General features: G+C 72.8%; 19 protein-coding genes. 9 read left to right on the top strand and 10 right to left on the bottom strand.

Annotated elements, in window-relative coordinates; translation table 11 throughout:
- The first annotated feature begins 3 nt into the window (after positions 1–3).
- Complete coding sequence (locus ACIOHP_RS39090; RefSeq protein ID WP_401894917.1) at positions 4–1719, top strand: hypothetical protein; 1716 nt, start codon at positions 4–6, stop codon at positions 1717–1719.
- Between the two features lie 349 nt (positions 1720–2068).
- Entirely contained in the window at positions 2069–5191 is a 3123-nt protein-coding gene (locus ACIOHP_RS39085) for a hypothetical protein (RefSeq protein ID WP_401894916.1), read from the top strand.
- A gap of 23 nt (positions 5192–5214) precedes the next feature.
- Here ACIOHP_RS39085 and ACIOHP_RS39080 read toward each other — a convergent pair whose 3' ends face one another.
- Entirely contained in the window at positions 5215–5427 is a 213-nt protein-coding gene (locus tag ACIOHP_RS39080) for a radical SAM-modified peptide, FtsH ternary system-associated (protein WP_327715723.1), read from the bottom strand.
- Entirely contained in the window at positions 5424–6455 is a 1032-nt protein-coding gene (amrS, locus tag ACIOHP_RS39075; protein ID WP_401894914.1) for an AmmeMemoRadiSam system radical SAM enzyme, read from the bottom strand. Before amrS ends, ACIOHP_RS39080 begins: the two co-directional genes overlap by 4 nt.
- 112 nt (positions 6456–6567) lie before the next feature.
- Between amrS and ACIOHP_RS39070 the strand changes: the two genes are divergently transcribed.
- The gene (locus tag ACIOHP_RS39070) at positions 6568–7791 is read left to right on the top strand and encodes a 4-hydroxybenzoate 3-monooxygenase (RefSeq protein WP_401894911.1); all 1224 of its coding nucleotides are present in this window, start codon (positions 6568–6570) and stop codon (positions 7789–7791) included.
- A 6-nt stretch (positions 7792–7797) separates the two neighbouring features.
- Here ACIOHP_RS39070 and ACIOHP_RS39065 read toward each other — a convergent pair whose 3' ends face one another.
- Positions 7798–8157, bottom strand: coding sequence for a metalloregulator ArsR/SmtB family transcription factor (locus ACIOHP_RS39065; RefSeq protein WP_361493437.1), 360 nt, complete (start codon positions 8155–8157; stop codon positions 7798–7800).
- 9 nt (positions 8158–8166) lie between these two features.
- Here ACIOHP_RS39065 and ACIOHP_RS39060 point away from each other — a divergent pair, with 9 nt between their 5' ends.
- Positions 8167–9255: a cation diffusion facilitator family transporter gene (locus ACIOHP_RS39060; RefSeq protein ID WP_401894908.1), complete on the top strand. Its 1089-nt coding sequence runs from the start codon at positions 8167–8169 to the stop codon at positions 9253–9255.
- 10 nt (positions 9256–9265) lie between these two features.
- On the opposite strand, the gene ACIOHP_RS39055 is transcribed toward ACIOHP_RS39060, so the two are convergent.
- A complete protein-coding gene (locus ACIOHP_RS39055) occupies positions 9266–9823 on the bottom strand; it encodes a YbaK/EbsC family protein (RefSeq protein WP_401894905.1) in 558 nt (185 codons plus the stop codon).
- A 20-nt stretch (positions 9824–9843) separates the two neighbouring features.
- Positions 9844–10416, bottom strand: coding sequence for an XRE family transcriptional regulator (locus ACIOHP_RS39050; protein ID WP_401894903.1), 573 nt, complete (start codon positions 10414–10416; stop codon positions 9844–9846).
- A 93-nt stretch (positions 10417–10509) separates the two neighbouring features.
- On the opposite strand from ACIOHP_RS39050, the gene ACIOHP_RS39045 reads away from it, so the two are divergent.
- Positions 10510–11367 carry a DMT family transporter gene (locus tag ACIOHP_RS39045; protein WP_401894901.1) on the top strand — a complete coding sequence of 286 codons (858 nt, stop codon included), beginning with the start codon at positions 10510–10512 and terminating at the stop codon, positions 11365–11367.
- A gap of 11 nt (positions 11368–11378) precedes the next feature.
- Here the strand turns inward: ACIOHP_RS39045 and ACIOHP_RS39040 are convergent, their stop codons facing one another.
- Positions 11379–12131 carry an acyltransferase gene (locus tag ACIOHP_RS39040; protein WP_401894900.1) on the bottom strand — a complete coding sequence of 251 codons (753 nt, stop codon included), beginning with the start codon at positions 12129–12131 and terminating at the stop codon, positions 11379–11381.
- A 109-nt stretch (positions 12132–12240) separates the two neighbouring features.
- Here ACIOHP_RS39040 and ACIOHP_RS39035 point away from each other — a divergent pair, with 109 nt between their 5' ends.
- Positions 12241–12768, top strand: a complete 528-nt coding sequence (locus ACIOHP_RS39035) for a gamma carbonic anhydrase family protein (protein ID WP_401895094.1) — start codon at positions 12241–12243, stop codon at positions 12766–12768.
- Between the two features lie 61 nt (positions 12769–12829).
- Here the strand turns inward: ACIOHP_RS39035 and ACIOHP_RS39030 are convergent, their stop codons facing one another.
- From ACIOHP_RS39030 to ACIOHP_RS39020, 3 genes are all read right to left on the bottom strand, one after another.
- Positions 12830–13474, bottom strand: a complete 645-nt coding sequence (locus tag ACIOHP_RS39030) for a DedA family protein (RefSeq protein ID WP_401894897.1) — start codon at positions 13472–13474, stop codon at positions 12830–12832.
- A 65-nt stretch (positions 13475–13539) separates the two neighbouring features.
- Entirely contained in the window at positions 13540–15141 is a 1602-nt protein-coding gene (locus ACIOHP_RS39025) for a carboxylesterase/lipase family protein (RefSeq protein WP_401894895.1), read from the bottom strand.
- A 178-nt stretch (positions 15142–15319) separates the two neighbouring features.
- Complete coding sequence (locus ACIOHP_RS39020; protein WP_401894892.1) at positions 15320–17164, bottom strand: RICIN domain-containing protein; 1845 nt, start codon at positions 17162–17164, stop codon at positions 15320–15322.
- Between the two features lie 338 nt (positions 17165–17502).
- On the opposite strand from ACIOHP_RS39020, the gene galU reads away from it, so the two are divergent.
- Positions 17503–18459, top strand: coding sequence for a UTP--glucose-1-phosphate uridylyltransferase GalU (galU, locus tag ACIOHP_RS39015; RefSeq protein WP_361547483.1), 957 nt, complete (start codon positions 17503–17505; stop codon positions 18457–18459).
- Between the two features lie 52 nt (positions 18460–18511).
- Here the strand turns inward: galU and ACIOHP_RS39010 are convergent, their stop codons facing one another.
- Positions 18512–18949 carry a DUF4442 domain-containing protein gene (locus ACIOHP_RS39010; protein ID WP_401895091.1) on the bottom strand — a complete coding sequence of 146 codons (438 nt, stop codon included), beginning with the start codon at positions 18947–18949 and terminating at the stop codon, positions 18512–18514.
- An 86-nt stretch (positions 18950–19035) separates the two neighbouring features.
- Between ACIOHP_RS39010 and ACIOHP_RS39005 the strand changes: the two genes are divergently transcribed.
- Entirely contained in the window at positions 19036–19941 is a 906-nt protein-coding gene (locus ACIOHP_RS39005) for a hypothetical protein (RefSeq protein ID WP_401894890.1), read from the top strand.
- A gap of 66 nt (positions 19942–20007) precedes the next feature.
- The gene (locus ACIOHP_RS39000; RefSeq protein WP_361547474.1) at positions 20008–21024 is read left to right on the top strand and encodes a hypothetical protein; all 1017 of its coding nucleotides are present in this window, start codon (positions 20008–20010) and stop codon (positions 21022–21024) included.
- Positions 21025–21055: the final 31 nt, after the last annotated feature.

The following is a 21055-nucleotide window of genomic DNA, read 5'->3' as shown; positions in this document are numbered from 1 at the left end:
GCGATGGACCGCCCCGAGAGCCCGCTGCGCCGTCTGCTCAACCGCATCAACTCGGAGAGCGGCACCGCCGGCACCCCGCCGACCCCGTTCGTGGCCCGGCCGGCGACCCGTGCTGCTCCCCCGCCGACGGCGCCCGCCCATCCCCCGGCGTATCCGCCGCGTCAGCCGGGCGGTGGCTCGGACCACGGCATCCGCTTCAGCGTGCGCCCGGCACGCCCTCCGGACGAGGACGCCCCGGCGCCCGTCCCGCCGGTGCCGTACTCGCCGCCCCCGGCCGTCGACTGGCGGGTCGCCGGGCGTTTCCCCGCCGCGCACCGGGCCCTCGGCGCGGTCGAGGCGCTGCGGAACGCGGGGGCGGCGGAGTGGAGCTGCCACGCGGAGCCCGGCGGCGGGACGGTCTGGCTGCTCAGCGTCATCGGCTCGGCCGTCGGCGCCGAACTGCTGGCCCTGCACGGGGCGCAGGCCCTGCCGGTCCTCCCGCACGGTGCGCTCGCGGGCGGCCCGGGACAGCTGGCCGACGTCCTGTCCTGGCCCCGGCTCGACGTGGTGGACCTGGTCTCCCGGCTGCCGCTCGCCCCGCCCGACTCCACGGCCCGCCGCACGCTCCATGTGCTCACCGCCCCGCAGTTGCTTCCGTCGGTCGTCCGCCAGGCGCTCGCGTTCGGCGTGGAGGTGTCGACGCTCGCCGTACGCGTGCGTTCCCTGGAGGGGGCGGACAGTGCGGAACGGGAGACGACGCTGGTGTCCCTGGAGGGTTCCGACGCGGTGTCGCACGCCCTGACCGTGGCCTTGTCGGCGCTCCCCCGGACCGCGGTCTGTCGCCCGGTCGTGTCCTGCGAGCGGCTGCTGTTGGACGTACGACTGCACCCTCCCGTGTCCGACGCGCTGTTGTACTCCCCGGTGCCCGAAGGGGAGTTGTGGCTGGTCGGCGACCGGGAGGAGTGGCCTCCGCTGCGGCTGGAGCCGCTCGGCCCGCCCGCGCCGGTGCCGACGCGGCTGGCGGGGGTGCCCCCCGAACCGCCTTCATCCACTGGGGAGTTGCCGGAGGGTGCGCGGGAACCCTCGGTGGAGGTCCGGGTCGTGGCGGACGCGGACGCCGGGACCGCGGTCGACGCGGTGCTGCTGCACGACGACGAACTCCCGCTGCTGCGCCGCTACTTGCCGGGCCGCCCGCTGGGCGAGGCCGGGTTCCTGCTGCCGGGTCCCGGCTGCCACCTGCTCCTCGAACCGGCGGGCCTGGCCCGGGATCTGCCCTTCGGCATACCGTTGCGCCGGCTCGGCCCCGGCAGCCTGTTCCTGGAGTGCGCCCACACCCTGGCGCCCCCGCTGCCGCCGTCGGCCCGCGCCCGGCTCTTCGCCCTGGACGGCACGTCCGCGGTGGTCTGCTGGCACGGCGGCCGACACCGTTTCCCCCTGACCCCGATGGTCCCCGTCTGGACCCTGTGGACCCCACCGGACCCGGTCGAGGTGTCCAGCGGCCTCTCCAAGGCCGGCCGCGAACTCCTGGACGCCCTGGAGACCTTGGCGGGCACGACCACCTCGCCCCACCCCACCCCGACCACCCTCCACGATCCCGGCGAGGCCCTGGAACGCGCCACCCGCCTGCGCGCCCTCGGCGACCACGAGGGCGCCGCCGAGGCATACCGCTCCGCGGGGGATCTGCTGGAGGCGGCGAGACGGTACGAGGCAGCGGCCCTGGACGCGACGGAGGAACCGTGAGGCCGGCCGCGCCGACGAGTTCCCCGCGCGCCGATGGTGACGGGGCAGGAGCCGGGGGTCACGGGCGCGAGGGCGCGAGCCCGGTCGCGCCTACGGGCCACGTCTGCACCGCCGGGAGGGGCGGATACGGCCACCGCGACGCGACACAACGCGAGAGCGCGGTCGTGCCATGCCGGAAGGAGGCCGCGTCGGCGTACTCCGGACGGGTGTCCCGGGACGTCGCCACGCCGGGCACCCTCACCGTCGTACCGGAAGGACTCCGTCCGGCCGGGGCGTCCGCGGCGGCCGCGCCGCGCCGCGCCAGGACCGCACGGCGTCGGCCGTCCCCTCCCCGCGCCCCGGGGCGGACATGACCGCGGCCCCCGACGCCCCCGCGCCGCCCACTCTCCGCCGTCTCCTCACCCTCACCGGTGACGGGCCGTGTGCCGGGCTCTCCCGTGACGGGACCGTGTTCCTCCAGCTGACGGATCGTGCCCTGACGTGTCGTGACGACACTGGGCGGGTGCTGTGGTCGGCGCCCGGCGAGGGGGTGCCGGAGGCGGTGGCGTGGGGTCCTGACGGTGGTGAGGTGTTCGTGCTGCGGGGCGGGCGGGTGGAGGTGTACGAGGGGGACAGCGGGGCCCTCGCCGACGACGGGTTCGCGGTGCCGGCGGGCGCGCACACGCTCGCGGTGTCGCCCGACGGGCTGTGGGTGGCCTGCGCCGGCGGCGGTGTGCTGCTCCACCACCGGGGCACCCTCGCCTCGTCCGCGCTGCCGACCGTGGACCCCGTGGTCGCGCTGGCCTGGGATCCGCAGGGCCGTCAGCTGTGTCTGGCCACCGCCACCGCGCTGCAGTTATGGAGCGTCTCCCCGGTCCGGATGGACTTCGCGCCCCGCACCGGCCGCACGGCGGTCACCGCCCTCGCCTGGTCCCCCGACCGGGACGCCCTCGCCTTCGCGGACGCGACCGGCGTCCATCTGGTCGACCGCGCCACGGGCCGTGCGCTCGCGGACGCCGCGGTGTCCGGTGCCGTGCTCGGGCTGGGCTTCAGCCGTACCGGACGGTTCCTGGTGACCGCCACGGACCAGGGGGCGCTGCTCGTCCTGGACCGTGCGCTGGAAACCGTCGCCCACCTCCCCGCGCGGGCGGGCTCGGCCCGCGACCTGAGCGTGTCGCCCACCGGCCGGGTGCTGGCGGGACCAGAGCTGTGGGAGCTGCCGGACGCGGCCCCGTATCCCGCGGAGCGCCGGGTCGGAGTACTGCTGCGCAGTTGGGCCGCGGCGATGTGCCGTTCCGTCGGCCGCGCACTGCCGTCGCTGCGCGACCGCGCGCCCAGGATCGCCGGGCCGACGCTGCTCCACGACGGCGGGGACCTGCTGTGGGCCCCCGCGGTCGCCTGGTCGGCGCGCGACGGCCGCTGCGTGCTGGAGACGGAGCCGGGCAACCTCGCCGCCCGGATCCCGGGTCGGCCCGGCACGGTATGGACGGCCACGGCGGCCACCGGGGCGGGCGGCGCCCACGACCTCGAACTCTCCCCCGGGCCGGACGAGTTGCTCGCCTGTGCCTCCCGCGACGGGCAGACGGGACTGACGGTCCTCGACCCGGACAGCGGTGAGACGCGTGCCGTGCTCCCGGGCGGTCAGGCGCCCGCATGGTGCCCGGCGCCCCGCGACGGCACGGCCACGCTCGCGGTGCCCGAGCCCGGACCCGCGCCCACCCACCTCTACGTGCACACCCTCGACGCCCGGGGCGCCCCCGCGCGGCAGCCCAGGAGTGTGCACCTGCCCCAGGGCACGGGCCGTCCCGCCTGGTCCCCCGACGGGACGCTGCTCGCCGCCGGCACCGCGGGCGCGGTGGTGCTGTGGCACATGCCGCGGCTGGAGCGCGCCCGCCGACTGGCCCTGCCCTCCGGCGCGTTCGCCACGCGGGTCGCCTGGTCGCCGGACGGCAGCCGGCTGGCCGCGACACCGCCCGCGGGCCAGGGGCCGTCGGTGGTGTGGTCGACTCTCACCTGGCGGGTGCAGCGGGAGTTCGGCACGCCCGGCGGACGAGGTTGGGCGCCGGCCCTGGCCTGGTCGCCGGACGGGTCGCTGCTCGCCGCGCCGGGTCCTGGTGAGGCGACCTCGGTGGTCGAGGTGTGGGACGTGGCCCGGGGCACGGTCGCGATGGCCCTGGAATCCGACGGCCCGCCGCCGGGACCCGTGTGGTCCGTGCGCTGGTCCCCCGACGGACGGCGCCTGGCGACGACGTACAGCGGCGGCCGTATTGTCCTGTGGGACGTGCTGACCTCCGAGGAGACCACGGAGCCCGGCCCGACGCTGCCCGAACCGCCTGCGTATCTGGCCGAGTTGGGCGCCATGGCCGCCGCGGTCGACGCCGCCGTCCCGTTGGACGCCCTCGCCGACATCTCGGCGCTGCTGCGGTCGGCGGCGCCCGCGGGACGGCGGCTGCTGCATGAGGGCCGGGCCGCCCGCGCCCTGCGCGAGCTCGGCTGGCCGCGCGCCGCGCACCCGGCGCTGAGCGCGGTGGTGGCGTCCCGCCTGCCGCCTGACCCGCGCTGCGTCCCACCGCCGGGCATCCCGTTGCAGGAGCTGCGGACGACGCTGGAGTGGGGGCTGCGCGGCAGCGGTGAGCAGCCGGAGCGGCGCTCGGTGACGGCGGACGTACTGGCGGCCGCCCTCGACCGGGTGCACCGCGAACTCCTGCCGCTGCTGGCCCTGTTGGGCCCGGACGCGGTGTGCCAGGACCCGGCGCTGCCGCTGCGGCTCGCGGAAGGGCCGTGGGCCTCGGCCGCGGAGGCCGCCGCCCGGCTCCCCGGCCTGCCGTCGCGGCTGCCCGTGCCGTTGGGTGACGACGTGCCCGGCCCGACCACCGCCGGGGCCCCGGCCCAGTGGGCCCGGCACGGCCCGCCGGACCGTCTGGTGCCGGGTCAGATGGCACTCCCGGCACCCCTGTTGAACGCCCTGTGGGCCCAGGACGCGCTGCTGTACCGGACGCGGCGCGGTCGGCTGCCGTGGACCGAGCGGGACGCCGTGCTCGTCCTCGACACGGGGGCCGCGGCGCAGGGTCAGGTCGGCAGCTGTCTGCGGCTGTGCGCCCACCTGTTGGCGGCGGCGCTGCTGGAGGCCGAGCGGGCGGTGGCGCTGGTACGTCTCGACGGGCTCGGCCCGCCCGAGCGGCTGACGTCGGCGGCGGAGCTGCGCCGGCTGTGGACGCCGGTCATGCCCGAACCCGCCGCCCCGGTGCGCGCGGCGGCCCTGGCCCGCGAGGCGGCACGCAGCCTCGCCGCGGTGGACTCGGGCGAGCCCCGCACCCTGCTGCTGACCCATGCCCACGAGCCCCCGCTGCCCGTGCCCGGTTCGCTGACCCTGCGGGTCCACTATCCGCACCACCCGGTGCCGCCCGAGGGCCCCGACGCGTGGGTGCTGGCGCCGGAACCGGGCGGGGAGGAGCTGCGGCGGGTGCTCACGCAGATCCTGGGCCGGCTATAGAGCCTGTCCGACGGTCGGCCCGGTCACCCGCAGAGCATCTGCTCCACCGCGTCCGGCCCCATCTTCTCCAGCAGGGCCTCCAGCAGGTCCGGCCGGAAGGCGTCGCCGAGCACCTGCACGCCCTGCTCGTCCCAGGTGATCCGCAGCCGTACGAGCCGTCCGTCGGGATGCTCGTCGTACTCGGACGCGTCGATCAGGTCCGGCAGGTCCTCCACGAAGCGGTACTCGGTACTCATCCTCGGTTCCCCTCGTTCGCTCCGACGTCACTCCACACACCGGCGATCCGTTCGCCGCATCCGGGACAGCCCCCGTCGCGCAGCCGGCTCTCGGCCTGCCCCCACACCCCGCGCGACACCACCTCGGCACCGCACCCCGGGCATCGGGTGGCGCGCCCTTCGGCACCCAGCGCCCGCTCGACGTACACGTACCGCAGTCCCGCGTCCCGTCCGATCCGCGTCGCGCTCCCCAACCGCTCCGGTGAGGTGGGCCGTTGGCGGTGCATCCGGTAGGTCGGGGTGAAGCGCAGCAGATGCCAGGGGGTGTCGGGGCCGAGCCCGGCGACGAACTCGGCGATCCTCGCGAGCTGTTCGTCCTCGGCGCTGGTCCCGGGGATCAGCGGTGTGCTGACCTCCACCCACACCCCCGCGGCCTTCAGCGACCGGATCGTCTCCAGGACCGGGGCGAGCGGCGCGCCCGTGAGCCGGCGGTGCTCCTCCTCACCGGCCGCCTTGAGGTCGATATTGACGGCGGCGAGGACCGGCGCGACGCGCTCCACGGCTTCGGGGGTGAGGAAGCCGTTGCTCTTCCAGACCACCGGAACGCCCGACGTCCGCGCGTGCGCGCCGAGTTCGAGGGTCAGCTCGGCCGCGAGGGAGGGCTCGGAGTACGACAGGGCGATGCCGCCGCCCCGCTCCGCCGCGGTCCGCACCAGTGCCTCGGGGTCGGTGTCGCGCGGGGCGACGCGGCTGTCGGGGTCCCTGCCGTACTGTGAGACACGGTGGTTGACGCAGTAGTCGCAGCGGAACGAGCAGCCCGGCGGTGCCAGCGTCAGCAGCGGCAGGCCGGGCCGGAAGTGGTAGAAGGGCTTGCGCTCGACCGACGACCAGTGCTCGACAGTGGTGCCCCGGGTCGCGGTCAGGACCCGGTCGCCCTCGCGCCGGCGCACCTTGCAGGCGCCGGCGTCACCGTCGCGCAGCCGGCAGCGGAAGGGGCAGAGGGTGCACTGAAGGCCACCGTCGACGGGACGGTAGAAGTCGGCGGGCACCCAAGCGACCTCCCCGTCCAACCCATCACCCCGCTCGCGAGCACCGCACGGTCACCCGGATTTCCACGGTACTCGGTTCCCGGCCGCGACAGGGCGCGGACATAATGCTCGGATGACTTCCCCCACCCCCCACTCCAACTCCGTTGCCGCGCAGCGCAGTCCGGTCGTCGTCATCGGTGCCGGGCCCGCGGGGCTCACCGTCGGGAACATTCTGCGGGCCGCCTCCGTCGACTGTGTGGTCCTGGAGATCGAGACCCGTGAGTTCATCGAGCAGCGGCCGCGGGCCGGGGTGCTGGAGGAGTGGGCGGTACGCGGTCTCGAGGAGCGGGGCCTCGCGGTGAACCTGCTGGAGCGGGCGCAGCGGCACGCCGAGTGCGAGTTCCGGTTCGGCGGGGAGCGGTACCGGTTCGAGTACGCCGAGCTGACGGGCCATCATCACTGGATCTATCCGCAGCAGTTGCTGGTGACCGACCTGGTGCGCGAGTACGCCGACGTGCGCGGCGGCGACATACGGTTCGGCGTGCGGGACGTGGAGCTGCACGACCTGGACACGGACCGCCCGGCGGTGTCGTACACGGACCCGGAGTCGGGCGAACGGGTGCTGATCCACTGCGACTTCGTCGCAGGCTGCGACGGCGCACGCGGCGCGACCCGCGCCGTACTGACGCCGGACCGCGCGCACGTCTCCCGCTACGACTACGGCATCGGCTGGCTGGCGCTGCTCGCCGAGGCCCCGCCGTCCAACGACTGCGTGGTGTTCGGCATGCACCCCAACGGCTTCGCCGGCCACATGGCCCGCAGCCCCGAGGTGACCCGCTACTACCTGGAGTGCCCGCCGGGCGACGACCCGGAGAACTGGTCGCACGACCGCGTCTGGTCGGAGCTGCGGGAGCGCCTGGGGGCGGTTGGCGCACCGCCCCTCACGGAGGGCCGGCTGATCGAGAAGCGCGTCCTCGACATGCACAGCTATGTCGTCGAGCCGATGGTGTTCGGCCGTCTCTTCCTCGCCGGGGACGCCGCCCATCTCACGGCGCCGATCGCGGCGAAGGGCATGAACCTCGCCCTGCACGACGCGTTCGTGCTCGGCGACGCGCTGGTCGCGCAGCTCGGCAAGGGCGACGGCACAGGTCTGGCCGGCTACTCGGCCGCGTGCCTGGGCCGGGTCTGGGACTACCAGGAGTTCTCCCAGTGGCTCTCCGGCATCTACCACGGCACCTCCTCCGGCGACCCCTACCGCGCGGGCACCACCCTGGCCCGTCTGCGCCGCCTCTTCGGCTCGCCGTCCGCGGCGTCGGCCTTCGCGGAGCAGTACCTGGGCAAGGGGTCCGGGTACTGAGCCCGCTCAGTCGTGCACCGGCCGGTCGTCGAGCCGGTGGTCCGCCACGCTGAGCGCCTCGTCCACCAGCCGCCGCAGATGGCCGTCCCGCAGCGAGTAGATCACCCGTCGTCCTTCCTTCCGTGTGTTCACCAGCCCCGCCAGCCGCAACCGGGCCAGGTGCTGGCTGACCGCGGGACGCGCCGCTCCGCAGGCCTCCGTGAGGGTCGTGACGTCGGCCTCTCCGGCCGTCAGGGCGTGCAGCAGGGCGAGGCGGGTGCGGTCGCCGAGGAGGGCGAGGAGTTCGGCGGCGAGGGCGAACTGTTCGTCGCCGGGGGTACGCGGGTGCGCATGATGCGCAGGTGACAGGTGCATGCGTGCGCTCATACGCACATAATGGCGCCGTGGACGGGGAACGTCCACTGCACGCACCGGAAGGGGAAGCACGTGAGCGGCGACCGTCATCACCACGAACACGGACACCACCATCACACCCCTTCCAGCCTCCGCCACCGCCTCACCCACCTCCTCAAGCCCCACTCCCACGAGAGCGCCGACAAGCTGGACTCCGCCCTGGAGTCCTCGGCACGCGGCATGCGCGCCCTGTGGGTCTCGCTCGCGGTGCTCGGTGTGACGGCGGCGGCGCAGGCGGTCGTGGTGGTGATGTCCGGGTCGGTCGCGCTGCTCGGGGACACCGTGCACAACACCGCGGACGCGCTGACCGCCGTACCGCTGGGGATCGCGTTCGTGCTCGGCCGGCGTGCGGCGACACGGCGTTTCACCTACGGGTACGGGCGGGCGGAGGATCTCGCGGGCCTCGCGATCGTGCTGACGATCGCCGCGTCGGCGGCGTTCGCCGGGTGGACGGCGTTCGAGCGGCTCCTGGACCCGCGTCCGGTCCAGCACGTCCCGGCGGTCGCCGTCGCCGCGCTCGTCGGCTTCGCGGGCAACGAGTGGGTGGCCCGGTACCGGATCCGGGTCGGCCGGGACATCGGCTCGGCCGCGCTCGTCGCGGACGGACTGCACGCCCGTACGGACGGATTCACGTCGCTGGCCGTGCTGCTGGGGGCGGGCGGCTCGGCCCTGGGCTGGCAACTCGCGGACCCCGTCGTGGGGTTGGCGATCACCGCCGCCATCGCTCTCGTGCTGCGGGACGCGGCGCGCGAGGTGTTCCGGCGGGTGATGGACGCCGTCGACCCGGCGCTCGTCGACCGGGCCGAGCACGCCCTGCGGGAGGTCGAAGGCGTGCGCGAGGTCGGTGAGCTGCGGCTGCGCTGGATCGGGCACCGGCTGCGCGCCGAGGTCGCGGTGGTCGTCGACGGCGACATGACAGTACGTCAGTCCCATGCGGTGGCCGTCGAGGCCGAGCACGCCCTGCTGCACGCGGTCCCCCGGCTCACCGCGGCCCTGGTGCACGCGGACCCCGCACCGCTGCCGGGCGAGGACGACCCGCATCACACCCTCGCCCATCACACCGCGGCCTGAGCTCAGGGGCTCAGGCGATCCCGAGCCCCTCCAGCACCACCGCGCCCGGCAGCTCCGCGAACGCCTTCCCCGGCACCAGCAGCTTGCCGCGCCGCCGTCCGCTGCCCACCAGGACGTAGGGCAGGTCGACGACGGCCGAGTCCACCAGCACGGGCCAGTCGGCGGGGAGTCCCACGGGGGTGATGCCGCCGTACTCCATGCCGCTCTCCCCCGTCGCCGTGTCCATCGAGGCGAACGAGGCCTTGCGGGCGCCGAGTTGGCGGCGCACCGCGCCGTTGACGTCGACGCGGGTGGTGGACAGGACGACACAGGCGGCCAGTTGGGACTCTCCGCCGCGCTTGCCCGCGACGACGACGCAGTTCGCGGACTGTTCGAGCAGCTCCTGCCCGTAGTGCTGCACGAAGACGGCCGTGTCGGCCCACTGCGGGTCGGTCTCGACGTAGACGATCTGCTCGGCGGGGACGCTGCCGCTCCAGCGGCGTACGGCGTCCGCGACGGGGGCGATCAGTTCGTCGAGGCAGTCGGGGGCGGGCCGGGCGTTGTCGAAGTGTCCGATGGGTGCGTCCATGGCCGCACGCTAACAGCCGTTCAGGACGCGGCCGGCACGGAGATGGCCAGCAGCAGTTCCATCGGGACGTCACCCTGATTGCCGTAGGTGTGCGAGGCATTGGCCTCGAAGGTGACGCTGGACCCGGCCGGGACGCGGTATTCGACGCCGTCGACGGTGAGGGTCAGTTCGCCGAGCGTGACATGCGCGATCTCGACCGTGCCGACCGGGTGCGGATCGGAGGAGCTGCTCTCGCCCGGCATCAGCTTCCACCCCCACATCTCCAGTGGGCCGGGGGCCTCCGTGCCCGCGAGGAGCTTGCTGTAGCTGCCCGCGTCGGTGTGCCACAGCCGGACGACCTGCTCGGGCGGGACGATGCGCACCTTCGGGCCCTGCTCGTAGTCGAGCAGGGTGGTGACGCTGACCCCGAGGGCGTCGCCGATCTTCACGACCGTGCCGATGCTCGGATTGGTCCGGGCCTGTTCGATCTGGATGAGCATGCCGCGGCTGACTCCGGCGCGCGCCGCCAGCGCGTCCAGGGTGAAGCCGCGTTCGGTCCGCCAGCGCTTGACGTTGCGCGCCAGGGACTGGGTCAGCAGATCGAGGTCCGACACATCACGTCCAATATTCTGTATGACACAGTGCACCCGACTGAACTACGGTGAGGTGCACCCGCTCGTTCACCGAACTGTACTGCGAGGCACCCCGTGACAGCACTCTTCGCCCTGGCCACCAGCCTCCTGTGGGGGCTGGCCGACTTCGGCGGCGGACTGCTGACCCGGCGCACCCCCGCGCTCACGGTGGTGGTCGTCTCGCAGGCGATCGCGACGGTGGTGCTCGGTGTGATCGTGGTCGCCACCGGCGGCTGGAGCGAGGCCGGGCCGCGACTGTGGTTCGCGGTCGCCGCCGGACTCGTCGGCCCCGTCGCCCTGATCTGCTTCTACAAGGCGCTCGCCCTGGGCCCGATGGGCGTGGTCTCCCCGCTCGGCACCCTCGGTGTGGCCGTCCCGGTCGGCGTGGGCCTCTTCCTCGGCGAGCGCCCCGGTCCGGTGCAGTTCGCGGGGATCGGGGTCGCCGTCCTCGGTGTCGTCCTCGCGGGCGGCCCGCAGCTGAGGGGCGCCCCCGTGCAGCGGCAGACCATCCTGCTCACCCTGGTCGCGGCGTTCGGCTTCGGCACCGTGTTCGCCCTGATCGCGGAGGCGTCCACCACGGTCACCGGCCTGTTCCTGGCCCTCTTCGTGCAGCGCGTGGTCAACGTCGCCGTGGGCGGCGGCGCCCTGTACGTCGCGGTCCGCAAGGGCGCCGCCGCGCTCCCGGCGGGCGGTTTCCCCTGGGCCTCGCTCCCCGCACTGGCCTTCGTGGGCCTCGCGGACGTCGCGGCGAACGGCACCTACGCGATCGCCGCCCGACTGGGCCCGGTCACCGTGGCGGCGGTGCTCGCCTCCCTGTACCCCGTGGTGACCGCGCTCGCCGCACGCGGCTTCCTCAGCGAACGGCTGCGGACGGTCCAGGCGGCCGGCGCCGGCCTGGCCCTGGTGGGCACGCTGCTGCTGGCGACCGGCTGAGCCGTCCCGGATCAGTCCAGCTCGGCGAGTTTCGCCGCGGTCTCCTCGTCCAGTCCGGCCAGCGCGTTGAGCTGCTCCGGTGTGACCCCCTCGGGTATCGGCCGGGGCGCCGGGGTCCGCAGCGGCGGCTGCCAGCCGGCCTCGGGAGTCCATCGCCGTACGATCCTGGCGGGCGCACCCGCCACCACGGCGTGGTCGGGCACCGCACCGCGCACCACCGCCCCCGCCGCCACGACGACGTTCCGCCCGATCCGCGCCCCCGGCAGGATCACGGCACCGGTGCCGATCCAGCAGCCGGAGCCGATCTCCACCGGCTCCATCCGCGGCCACTGCTTGCCGATGGGCTCGTGGGGATCGTCGTACGAGTGGTTCGTGGACGTGACGTACACATAGGGCCCGAAGTAGCAGTCGCTGCCGATGGTGACCGTCGTGTCGGCGATGACATGACTGCCACGGCCGAGGACGACACCGTCCCCGATCCGCAGAATCGGCTCCGGACCGAGGTCCAGGTCGGGCATCAGACCGGCGGTCAGGGTGACCTGCTCACCGACGATGCAGTGCGAACCCAGCGTGATCCACGGCTCCCCGAAGACCGTGCCGAGCGGAAACGCGAGCCGCGAGTGCTCGCCCAGCGCGCCGAAGCGGAACCGTCCCGGGTGCTCGGCGGTCACGGAACCCGTGCGCTGCACCCAAGCCCAGCCCGCGTGGACGGCACGCTGCGTGAGGCTGCGACACCAGGATGAGAACGTGTTCTTCTTCGGCACGAGGTCACCGTACTCACGGTGAGGTGGGGCGCCGGTCGACCGGGCCTGTGATCTTCGCCCCACGCGCGTGGCGTACGGTGCCGGTGTCAGCGACGACGAGGAGCAGGCGATGACGCACAAGGCGTTGATCACGGGCATCGGCGGCCGGGAACCGAAGATCGACGGCGAGGCCTTCGTGGCCCCCACCGCCTCGGTGATCGGCGATGTGACGCTGGAGGCGGGGGCGAGCCTCTGGTACGGCGCCGTGGCCCGCGGCGACGTCGAGCGGATCTCCGTCGGCGCGCGGAGCAACATCCAGGACAACTGCACCCTGCACGCCGACCCGGGATTCCCCGTCACGATCGGCGAGCGGGTGTCGGTGGGGCACAACGCGGTGGTGCACGGTGCGACGGTCGAGGACGACTGTCTGATCGGGATGGGCGCGACCGTGCTGAACGGCGCGGTGATCGGCGCGGGGTCCCTGGTGGCGGCACAGGCACTGGTCCCGCAGGGGATGCAGGTGCCGCCGGGTTCACTGGTGGCGGGCGTACCGGCGAAGGTGCGGCGTGAGCTGACGGAAGAGGAGCAGCAGGGAGTGACGCTCAACGGCACCCTGTACGCGGACCTGGCGAAGGCTCACGGAGAAATCCACGGCTAGCCAGACCCACCCAGGGGCGCGGGGAACTGCGCGACCAGCCACAGTCGACCCGCGCCCGAAACTACTCCGCGGCCCCCACGGTCTCAGCCTCCCGCACCGCGCCCTGCGCCTTCGCGGCCTTGCGCTTGAGCACCAGCATCGACGTGAGCCCGATCAGCACGGCGAGCACCAGCCCCAGCCACGAGAACCGCTTCAGCCACGACTCCGCGACGATGCCCACGTAGTAGATGACGGCCGTCGTACCGCCCGCCCAGAGGATCCCGCCGAGAACGTTGGCGATCAGGAACTTCCAGTACGGCATCCGCAGCACACCCGCCAGGGGCCCCGCGAAGATCCGCAGCAGGGCGACGAACCGGCCGAAGAAGACGGCCCACATGCCCCACTTCTCGAAGGACCGCTCCGCCGTGGCGATGTGCCCCTCGCTGAAGTGCCGGGGGAACTTCCCGCCCAGCCAGGCCAGCAGCGGCCGGCCGCCCTTGCGGCCGATCGCGTAGCCGATCGAGTCGCCGATGATCGCTCCCGCGCTGGCGCAGGCGCCGAGGATGAACGGGTCGATCTCACCGTGCTGGGAGGCGAGCAGCGCGGACGAGACGAGGATGATCTCGCCCGGCAGCGGAATGCCCAGGCTCTCCAGGCCGATGACCAGGCCCACCAGCAGATAGATGCTGACCGCGGGTACGGTCTCGAGCCATTCCTGGACGTGCACGGCCGGTTCCTCCCGTTGCCCTGTGTTTCCGGCGCACGCTCCTCACGAGCGTGCGCCGGGGCAGCCTACCCGTTGAGTGAGACGGTGGCGGAGTCCCACAGGTTGCACCGGTGCTCACGGTGCACGGTCGCGCTCAAGGCGTTACCGCCGGCGGACGCCGTCCGCAGCGAGAGCACGGTCCCCGTCCCGCCGGGCATCGGGGGCTGTCCGTCCGCCCGCGGCACTCCACCGCGGAGGAAGGATCCCCAGTACTGGACCATCTGCCGCGCCAGCGCCTTCTGCTCGCCGTTCAGCGGGGACCGGAGACCGAAGTGCTTGAAGAGGTACTGCAACTCGTTGACATGGGTCGCCCCGAAGTCGAAGTCGGTTCCCAGGTTGCGCAGTGAGGCGAACGGCGGGGAGGTGCGGTCGGCGAACTCGTACCCGTAGACCGGTCCGCGCCCGGCGAGCACGCCGTCGAGCCGTAGCGCGCTGCACGCGAAGAGCCCGTCGCCGAGGGCCGTGGCGTAGCCGATCGTGGGCGTCGGGTAGTCCGTGACCGGGTAGTGCCGGAGTGCCTCCTCGCCGAATGTCTCCCGCATGACCGTCGGATACCGCTCGACCGTGAGGGGGTTCCCGCCGAGATCGAAGCGGGCGAAGGCGAAGAGCCGGCCCTCGTCCTGGTTCGCCCCGTTCATCACCGGCACCCCGGCGGCGGCGCCCTGGGCGAAGGCATCCGAGGGCTGGGTGGGCAGGAAGCGTCCGCCGGCCACCGGACCCCAGTCGAACTCCCCTTGTGCGGCGAGGACTTCGGCGGCGGACTTGCCGCGCAGACAGGCGACCGTCTCACACCCGAGCTGCCGCGCGAACGCGGCTCCCTGGCTCACGGCCGTCTCCCGCGTCCGGGCGGCGCAGTCGTCGTACGCCCCGCTCTCGATGATGCCCGCCCGGAACAGCCCCTTGGCCGTGGGCGAGGCGAGCTGGGTACAGACCGAGCGGCCGCCCGCGGACTCACCGGCGATGGTGACCCGGCCCGGGTCACCCCCGAAGCGGCCGATGTTGGCGCGTACCCAGCGCAGCGCCGACTGCTGGTCGAGCATGCCGAAGTTGCCGGAGACCCCGTCGCGGGCCTCGTCGTCGAGACCTGCGGTGGCGAGGAAACCCATCGCTCCCAGGCGGTAGTTGACGGTGACCACGACCGTGCCGGTCTGCCGGGCGAAAGTGTCGGGGACGATGTCCTGTCCGGCCCCGGCGGTGAGCCCGCCACCGTGGAACCAGACCATCACCGCGCGGCGTCCGGCGCCCTCGGGGACGTACACATTGAGGTCGAGGCAGTCCTCGGTGTGCGAGGGCTGCTCGTACCCCGGGTCCCAACTCGTCGCCTGGACGCACTTGTTGCCGAAGTCCTGTGCGGTACGCACCCCGTGCCACGGCCGGACCGCTCTCGGCTCCTTCCAGCGGAGCGCGCCGACGGGCGGCTCGGCGTACGGGATGCCGAGGAACTGCCGTCCCTCGGCGGTCACTTCACCCCGTACCAGACCTGCTTCCGTGCGGACGACGGGATCCGGCGAGCCGGCCGCCCGAGCGGATGCGGGCGCCATGAGCGCGGCCGCGAGTGCCGTCAGGGCGACGGCGATCGCCCCGCCCCGTGGTCGCGGGGCTGATCGCCTGGAGACGGTGTCGGTCATGAGCCGTCACTCCTTCGGTGTGCGGGCACGACTTTGTGAACACATCCGGTGAGAAACGCCAGGGGCGCGGCGGGAAAACTATGACCGTTGGTGACTCGTGTCAATGAAGTGAACGAGAGACGGCCGGATGTCGACAGGAACCGAAGAAGGGCCGCCTCGAGACGAGGCGGCCCCCGGGTCAGTGAAGGAGGGATCCGACCGCGGTGACGACGGTTCCTGCGACCGGCACGTCCTGGAGGATGCCCGGGTCCTCGGGTTCGCCCCGGTGGTCGACCTGGGCCGCGCGCGGCTCGTGCTCCCCCGCCTCGCCCGGAGCATGGTCGTCGGGCTCCTCGGGGCGCACCGGCGCGGCGGTGGGTGACTTCGAGGCGGTGTCCGGAAGTCGGCGATCCTCACCCTCCTCCTTCTCCCCCTTCTCCTTGGTCCCGCCCTTCTCCGTCTCCTCCGTCCCGTGTTCCTTCTCTTCCGTCCCGCCCTTCTTCCGCGCCTCCGCGGTGGGCCTGTCCGCCGTTTCGAACAGCCACCCCTGGTCCGCGGAGCCGTCGCGCTCGACCACGACGACGTCGAGGTCCTTGTCGGGTGCGACGACCAGCCCCTTGCCCCAGCGGAGCAGGAGTTCACCGCGGACGGTGAGGTCGTACTGGACCTCGCCGGCGTGCACCAGGCATCCGGCGAGGGCGACCGAACCCTCGTCGGTGTCGGCGCCGAGGCAGAGCGCGGGATCGGCAACGCTGCGCAGCAGCCCGTCGTCCTGGTACGACCACTGCTGGGACAGCGCCGAGGAGCAGGCCGCGAGCACCGTCGCGGAGCCGGCCTCGGCCTTGTTCCCGCGGATGTCCAGGCAGAGATCGGCGGCGCGGCTGCGGAGTCTGCCCTGGCCGATCTCCACGGGTTCGCTCGCGGAGGCGGCCGACGGGGAGCCGTCGGACGAGGGCACCGAGTCGGGGCTGGGCACGATGTCGTTGCCGCTGGGCGCGCCCCAGGTGACACCGGGATCGGGGACACCGTTGTCATCGGACCAGCCCTTGGTGACGAGGACGGTCGCGAGCAGGGCGAAGGAGGTCAGGCCCACCACCATCACCGCCTTGGTGTGCCGTCTCGGTGCGGCGAGACGTGTGGGCCGGTGCCGGCCGCCGCGCGGACGGGCGGCGGCCGGCGACTGGTTCGAACCGCCGCGGCCGGGCCGGGAGTCGAGATAGCGCCGGGCGCCCCAGCCGAGCACGGTCTCGGCGAGCAGCGCTTCGAGGCCGCCCTCGAAATGACTGAGCTGTTCGGCGGCGTGCCGGCAGTGGCGGCACTCCATCAGATGCTGCTGCACATCGGGGAGCAGGGCGCCGCCACGGCGAATCGGGACGTCGAGGAGGCGGTTGTAGAAGCCGCAGTCCTTGGAGGGCGCGAGTTCCCGGTGGGCTCGTACACAGCCTTCCCGGAATTGGTCGCGCGCCCGTTCCAGCCCGTCCGCCGCCTGGGGGATGTCGACCCCCAGCAGACCGGCCGGTACGGATATGTGCTCGGCCTCGACCTCGACATGCCACAACAGGCATTGCGAGGCACCAGGAAGGGCCTGGAATGCGCGCTCGGCGAGCTGTCGCCTTTCGGGGGTGGTGCCCCGCGCGGCGCGTAGTCCGCGGCCCCCGGTCGTTTTGCCCAGCTCCGCCAGCGCCGCGGAAATACGGTCCTGTGCGGCCCACTCCTTCACCGTGTCCCGTACGGCGGCCAGGAGTTGGGGCCGCACGGCGCCCCCGCCCGCCCGTCCGAGCACCCGGTGGAACGCCGCTGCGGCCACCAGCTCCGCGGAACCGGACGAGGAGGCCAGACAGATGACGGCGTAGTCATGGGTGGCCCGCCAGTGCCGGGCCATGAGCAGTGCGACGGCGCGGTCACCGCCCTCGGCACCGCCCAATTGGGCGACGAGATTTCGGTCGGTCTCCCCCGGAGTCGCTCCGGGGCGCGGCGGATAGGGGGGCCTTGGGGGGTATGGGGATTGCACTGAACCATTTCCTTCCAAGCCGCAGGACGGCATGGCTATTGCGCGTCCACCGGAAAGCAGGTGCGTGATTGGTGCATACCTATGCCGCGTCAGGTACGGGTGCGGTCATTCGGGGCGGTCACTTTCGCACACGTGAATCACGAGAAACAAGAAGTTCGAGTGACCAAAGTTCAAAACGCAGCGAATTCAGATAAGTTACCGGCGGTATCCGCACCCGCATTCGAAGTCCCGAACCGGCCGACCCCAAGTTGTGTGCACCCAAAGACAGTTGGCACACGAAATCTCCAACTTTCGTCGCCCCTGGCTCAACACACAGCACGCTCCCAGCCTGCTCCCTGAGAGCTCTCATTCCCGTCGGCCAGCATGGCCGCATGATCGTCCCCCACACCGCCGCCGACCCTGCGGCCCCCACCCCCGGCCGCCCCGTACGCAAGGCGGTCGTCCCGGCCGCCGGGCTCGGCACGCGCTTCCTGCCCGCGACCAAGGCGACCCCGAAGGAGATGCTGCCGGTCGTCGACAAGCCGGCCATCCAGTACGTCGTGGAGGAGGCGGCCGCGGCCGGTCTCGACGACGTGCTGATGATCACCGGCCGCCACAAGCGGGCCATCGAGGACCACTTCGACCACGCCTTCGAGCTGGAGCAGGCCCTCGCGGCGAAGGGCGACACGGTCCGCCTGGACGCCGTGCGCGACCCCGCCCGCCTCGCCAACATCCACCACATCCGGCAGGGCGAACCCCTCGGTCTCGGCCACGCGGTGCTGTGCGCCCGTCGGCACGTCGGCGCCGAGCCGTTCGCCGTCCTGCTCGGCGACGACCTCATCGACCCGCGCGAGACACTGCTCAGCCGGATGCTCGACGTCCGCGACGAGCACGGCGGAAGCGTCGTCGCACTGATGGAGGTGCCCCGCGATCAGATCTCCCTCTACGGCTGCGCGGCCGTGGAAAGGACGGGCGACGACGACGTCGTCCGCGTGACCGGGCTCGTGGAGAAGCCGTCGCCCGAGAACGCGCCCAGCACCTACGCGGTCATCGGCCGCTACGTCCTCGACCCCGCGGTCTTCGACACCCTGGAGCGCACCCCGCCCGGCCGCGGCGGCGAGATCCAACTGACCGACGCCCTCCAGGAACTCGCCGTGGGCGGCACGGTGCACGGGGTCGTCTTCGAGGGACTGCGCTACGACACCGGCGACAAGGCGGACTATCTGCGCACGGTGGTCCGGCTGGCCTGCGACCGGCCCGACCTGGGGCCCGAATTCCTCGCCTGGCTCAAGGAGTTCGTCACGGCGGCCGAGAACGGCGGAACCGGACACCGGCGGTTCGCGGCCTGATCGCACACCGGAGCCCCGAACGACGGCCGGGGCCCTGCCGGGGACGCGCGGCTCAGCCGTTGGGACGCAGGGTCCAGACCACGGTCATCTCACCGGTCACCGCCCCGTCGGCACGGCGGATCTCGATCGTCACCGGGAACTCGGGGCGCTCCCCCGCGTCCAGCTCGGCGACCACGTCGGCGACAGGGCGGCCCAGGGTCGCGGTGGCGGTGACGGGCCCCATAGCGAGCTTCTTGTACGCGATCTCGGCCTTGACGGCGAGCGGCACTGCTCGCGAGAGCTGGTCCCCGAACGCGGCGAGGACGATGCTGCCGCTGGCGGTCTCGCCGAGCGTGAACATCGCGCCGGCGTGCGGGCCGCCCACGTGGTTGTGGTACTCGCCCTGGTCCGGCAGGGACACCACGGCCTTCTCCGGCGTGGTCTCCAGGAACTCGAGGTGCAGGGTCCGGGCCATGGGCACGGTGGCGGACAGCATCTCGCCGATCGACATCTGGTCTGCGCTCATGACGGGCATGTTACCCACGAGTAGCCTCGTATGACCAGGTCGGTGTGATGATCGTCGTATCCTTACCGCCCATGTGGCCAGGAGAGCGACCGCCGGGGGGCGGAACGAATCCGCAGCAGGACGCGAACCCCTATCGGCAGCCGGGATATCAGCAGCCCAACCCGTACACCGCGCAACCGCCGCCGCCCGCCCCGGACGGCGGGAACCGGCGTACGAGAACCGTCGCCCTCGCCGCGACCGCGGCCGTCGTGGTCGGCGTCCTGGTGACCGGCGCCGTCCTCCTCGGGGGCGACGGCGACGACGAGGCGGCACCGGACCCGACGCGTTCCTCGGCATCGCCGTCCGCGTCCGGCGACCCGCGCACGGCCGACGGCCTCAAGCCGACCGTGGACGGCTGGAAGGCCGTGGCGAACACGGACCTCGGCGTCGCCTTCGACGTTCCGGCGGACTGGGCACTGGAGTCGAGGGACTGGGTGTCCTACGTCGCGGAGGACGACGATCCCGACGAGACACCGCTGGTCGCCATGAAGGGGCCCGCCGTCCTCAAGGCGCAGTGGTGCACCTCGGACGACGACAAGGACGGCAGGACCGACGACACCCCGCTGGCGAGCGCCGGATCACGGGGCAACAACGGCGCGCGGAGCACCGAGGAGATCGCCCGCGCCGACTCCGCGGCCTGGGTCTACGGCATGTACACCCAGCCGGACCGGAAGAAGGTGACCACCGCGTCCGCCACCTCCTTCACCACCGCGTCGGGCCTGACCGGCAGCGTCGCCACGTCGGAGTCCTCCGGGGTGGAGCGGCAGGACAAGTGCGACACGGACGGCAAGGCGACGACCTTTGCCTTCAAGAACGCCGAGGGTGACTTCGCGTCGTGGTCGTTCTTCGGCGCCGCGGGCGTCGACGAGGAGGTTCCGCAGGCCATGGTCGAGAAGATCCTGAGCACGGTACGCGTGTTCACGCCCGAGGAGTCCTGACTTGCTACGTCCCTGACAAGGGGCGGTGACCGAATCGATGCATGGACGCCACTAAGGTGGCTGCCCATGTGGCCAGGACAGCAGCCGCCCGGGGGCGAGCAGAACCCGCAGGACCAGAACAACCCGTACCAGCAGCCGGGGTACCAGCAACCCAATCCGTACCAACAGCCCGGCTATCAGCAGGCCAACCCCTACGGGCAGCAGACCCAGTGGGACACGCCCCAGCCGCCGCAGCCCGGAGGTCCCGGCGGCGGTGGCAGCCGTACGAAGGTCACGGCGATCGTGGCCGCCCTGGCCGTCGTCGTGGCCGCCGGTGTGACCGGATTCCTCGTCCTCGGCGGTGACAAGGACGACGAGGCGGACGGCGGCTCGGACAAGCAGACCGGCCAGAGCGCGCCTCCGTCGAAGTCCGCCTCGACCGATCCGTCCGCGTCGGGCTCCGGCTCGGACGACAACCCGCGCGGCGGCGAGGAGGAGAAGGCGACGATCGACGGCTGGAAGGTCGTCATCAACCCCAAGTGGGGCACCGCCTTCGACGTCCCGGCGGACTGGCAGGTCGAGTCACCGGGCATGATCATCGGCTTCGAGGAGGACGACGCCAAGGCCGGCGACAAGCCCATCATCACCATGTCGGCGCCGGCGTACCTCAAGGAACAGTGGTGCACCTCCGACGACGACAAGAACGGTGACAAGGAGGAGACCGCCCTCGCCACCGCGGGCACCAAGGGCGCGAACGGCGCCAAGAGCACCGACGAGGTGGCCGTCAACCAGGTCGCGTGGTGGGTGTACGGCGGCTACACGCAGCCGGACAAGAAGAGCATCACGTTCGACGAGAAGGCGAAGGCGTTCACCACGACGTCGGGCGTCAAGGGCAGCATCGCCTGGGCCCGTTCGAAGAACACGCCCCAGAAGGGCAAGTGCGCGAGCGACGGCAAGGCGGTCACGTTCGGGTTCAAGAACTCCGCCGGTGACTTCGTGGCGTTCAGCCTGTACGGGGCCACGGGTGTCGACGATGAGCTCCCGGACGCGACGATCACGAAGATCCTGAGCACGGTCCGGCTGCACGGCGAGCCGACGGGCTGAGCCCCCGGGGAGGCCGCCGCTTCGCGGATGT

It is taken from the genome of Streptomyces sp. NPDC087859 (assembly GCF_044742595.1).
GTDB classification, from domain to species: Bacteria; Actinomycetota; Actinomycetes; order Streptomycetales; family Streptomycetaceae; genus Streptomyces; species Streptomyces canus_F.
This window is presented reverse-complemented; position numbering and strand designations above follow the sequence as displayed.

Excerpts from the sequence above, each read along its gene's own strand:
- ACIOHP_RS39020 (WP_401894892.1), bottom strand. The coding sequence starts at position 17,164 with ATGCCGTCCTGCGGCTTGGAAGGAAATGGTTCAGTGCAATCCCCATAC.
- ACIOHP_RS39005 (WP_401894890.1), top strand. The coding sequence starts at position 19,036 with ATGTGGCCAGGAGAGCGACCGCCGGGGGGCGGAACGAATCCGCAGCAG.
- ACIOHP_RS39035 (WP_401895094.1), top strand. The coding sequence starts at position 12,241 with ATGACGCACAAGGCGTTGATCACGGGCATCGGCGGCCGGGAACCGAAG.
- galU (WP_361547483.1), top strand. The coding sequence starts at position 17,503 with ATGATCGTCCCCCACACCGCCGCCGACCCTGCGGCCCCCACCCCCGGC.
- ACIOHP_RS39070 (WP_401894911.1), top strand. The coding sequence starts at position 6,568 with ATGACTTCCCCCACCCCCCACTCCAACTCCGTTGCCGCGCAGCGCAGT.
- ACIOHP_RS39065 (WP_361493437.1), bottom strand. The coding sequence starts at position 8,157 with ATGAGCGCACGCATGCACCTGTCACCTGCGCATCATGCGCACCCGCGT.
- ACIOHP_RS39080 (WP_327715723.1), bottom strand. The coding sequence starts at position 5,427 with ATGAGTACCGAGTACCGCTTCGTGGAGGACCTGCCGGACCTGATCGAC.
- ACIOHP_RS39000 (WP_361547474.1), top strand. The coding sequence starts at position 20,008 with ATGTGGCCAGGACAGCAGCCGCCCGGGGGCGAGCAGAACCCGCAGGAC.
- ACIOHP_RS39010 (WP_401895091.1), bottom strand. The coding sequence starts at position 18,949 with ATGTCGATCGGCGAGATGCTGTCCGCCACCGTGCCCATGGCCCGGACC.
- ACIOHP_RS39055 (WP_401894905.1), bottom strand. The coding sequence starts at position 9,823 with ATGGACGCACCCATCGGACACTTCGACAACGCCCGGCCCGCCCCCGAC.
- ACIOHP_RS39060 (WP_401894908.1), top strand. The coding sequence starts at position 8,167 with ATGGCGCCGTGGACGGGGAACGTCCACTGCACGCACCGGAAGGGGAAG.
- ACIOHP_RS39090 (WP_401894917.1), top strand. The coding sequence starts at position 4 with ATGGACCGCCCCGAGAGCCCGCTGCGCCGTCTGCTCAACCGCATCAAC.
- ACIOHP_RS39085 (WP_401894916.1), top strand. The coding sequence starts at position 2,069 with ATGACCGCGGCCCCCGACGCCCCCGCGCCGCCCACTCTCCGCCGTCTC.
- ACIOHP_RS39025 (WP_401894895.1), bottom strand. The coding sequence starts at position 15,141 with ATGACCGACACCGTCTCCAGGCGATCAGCCCCGCGACCACGGGGCGGG.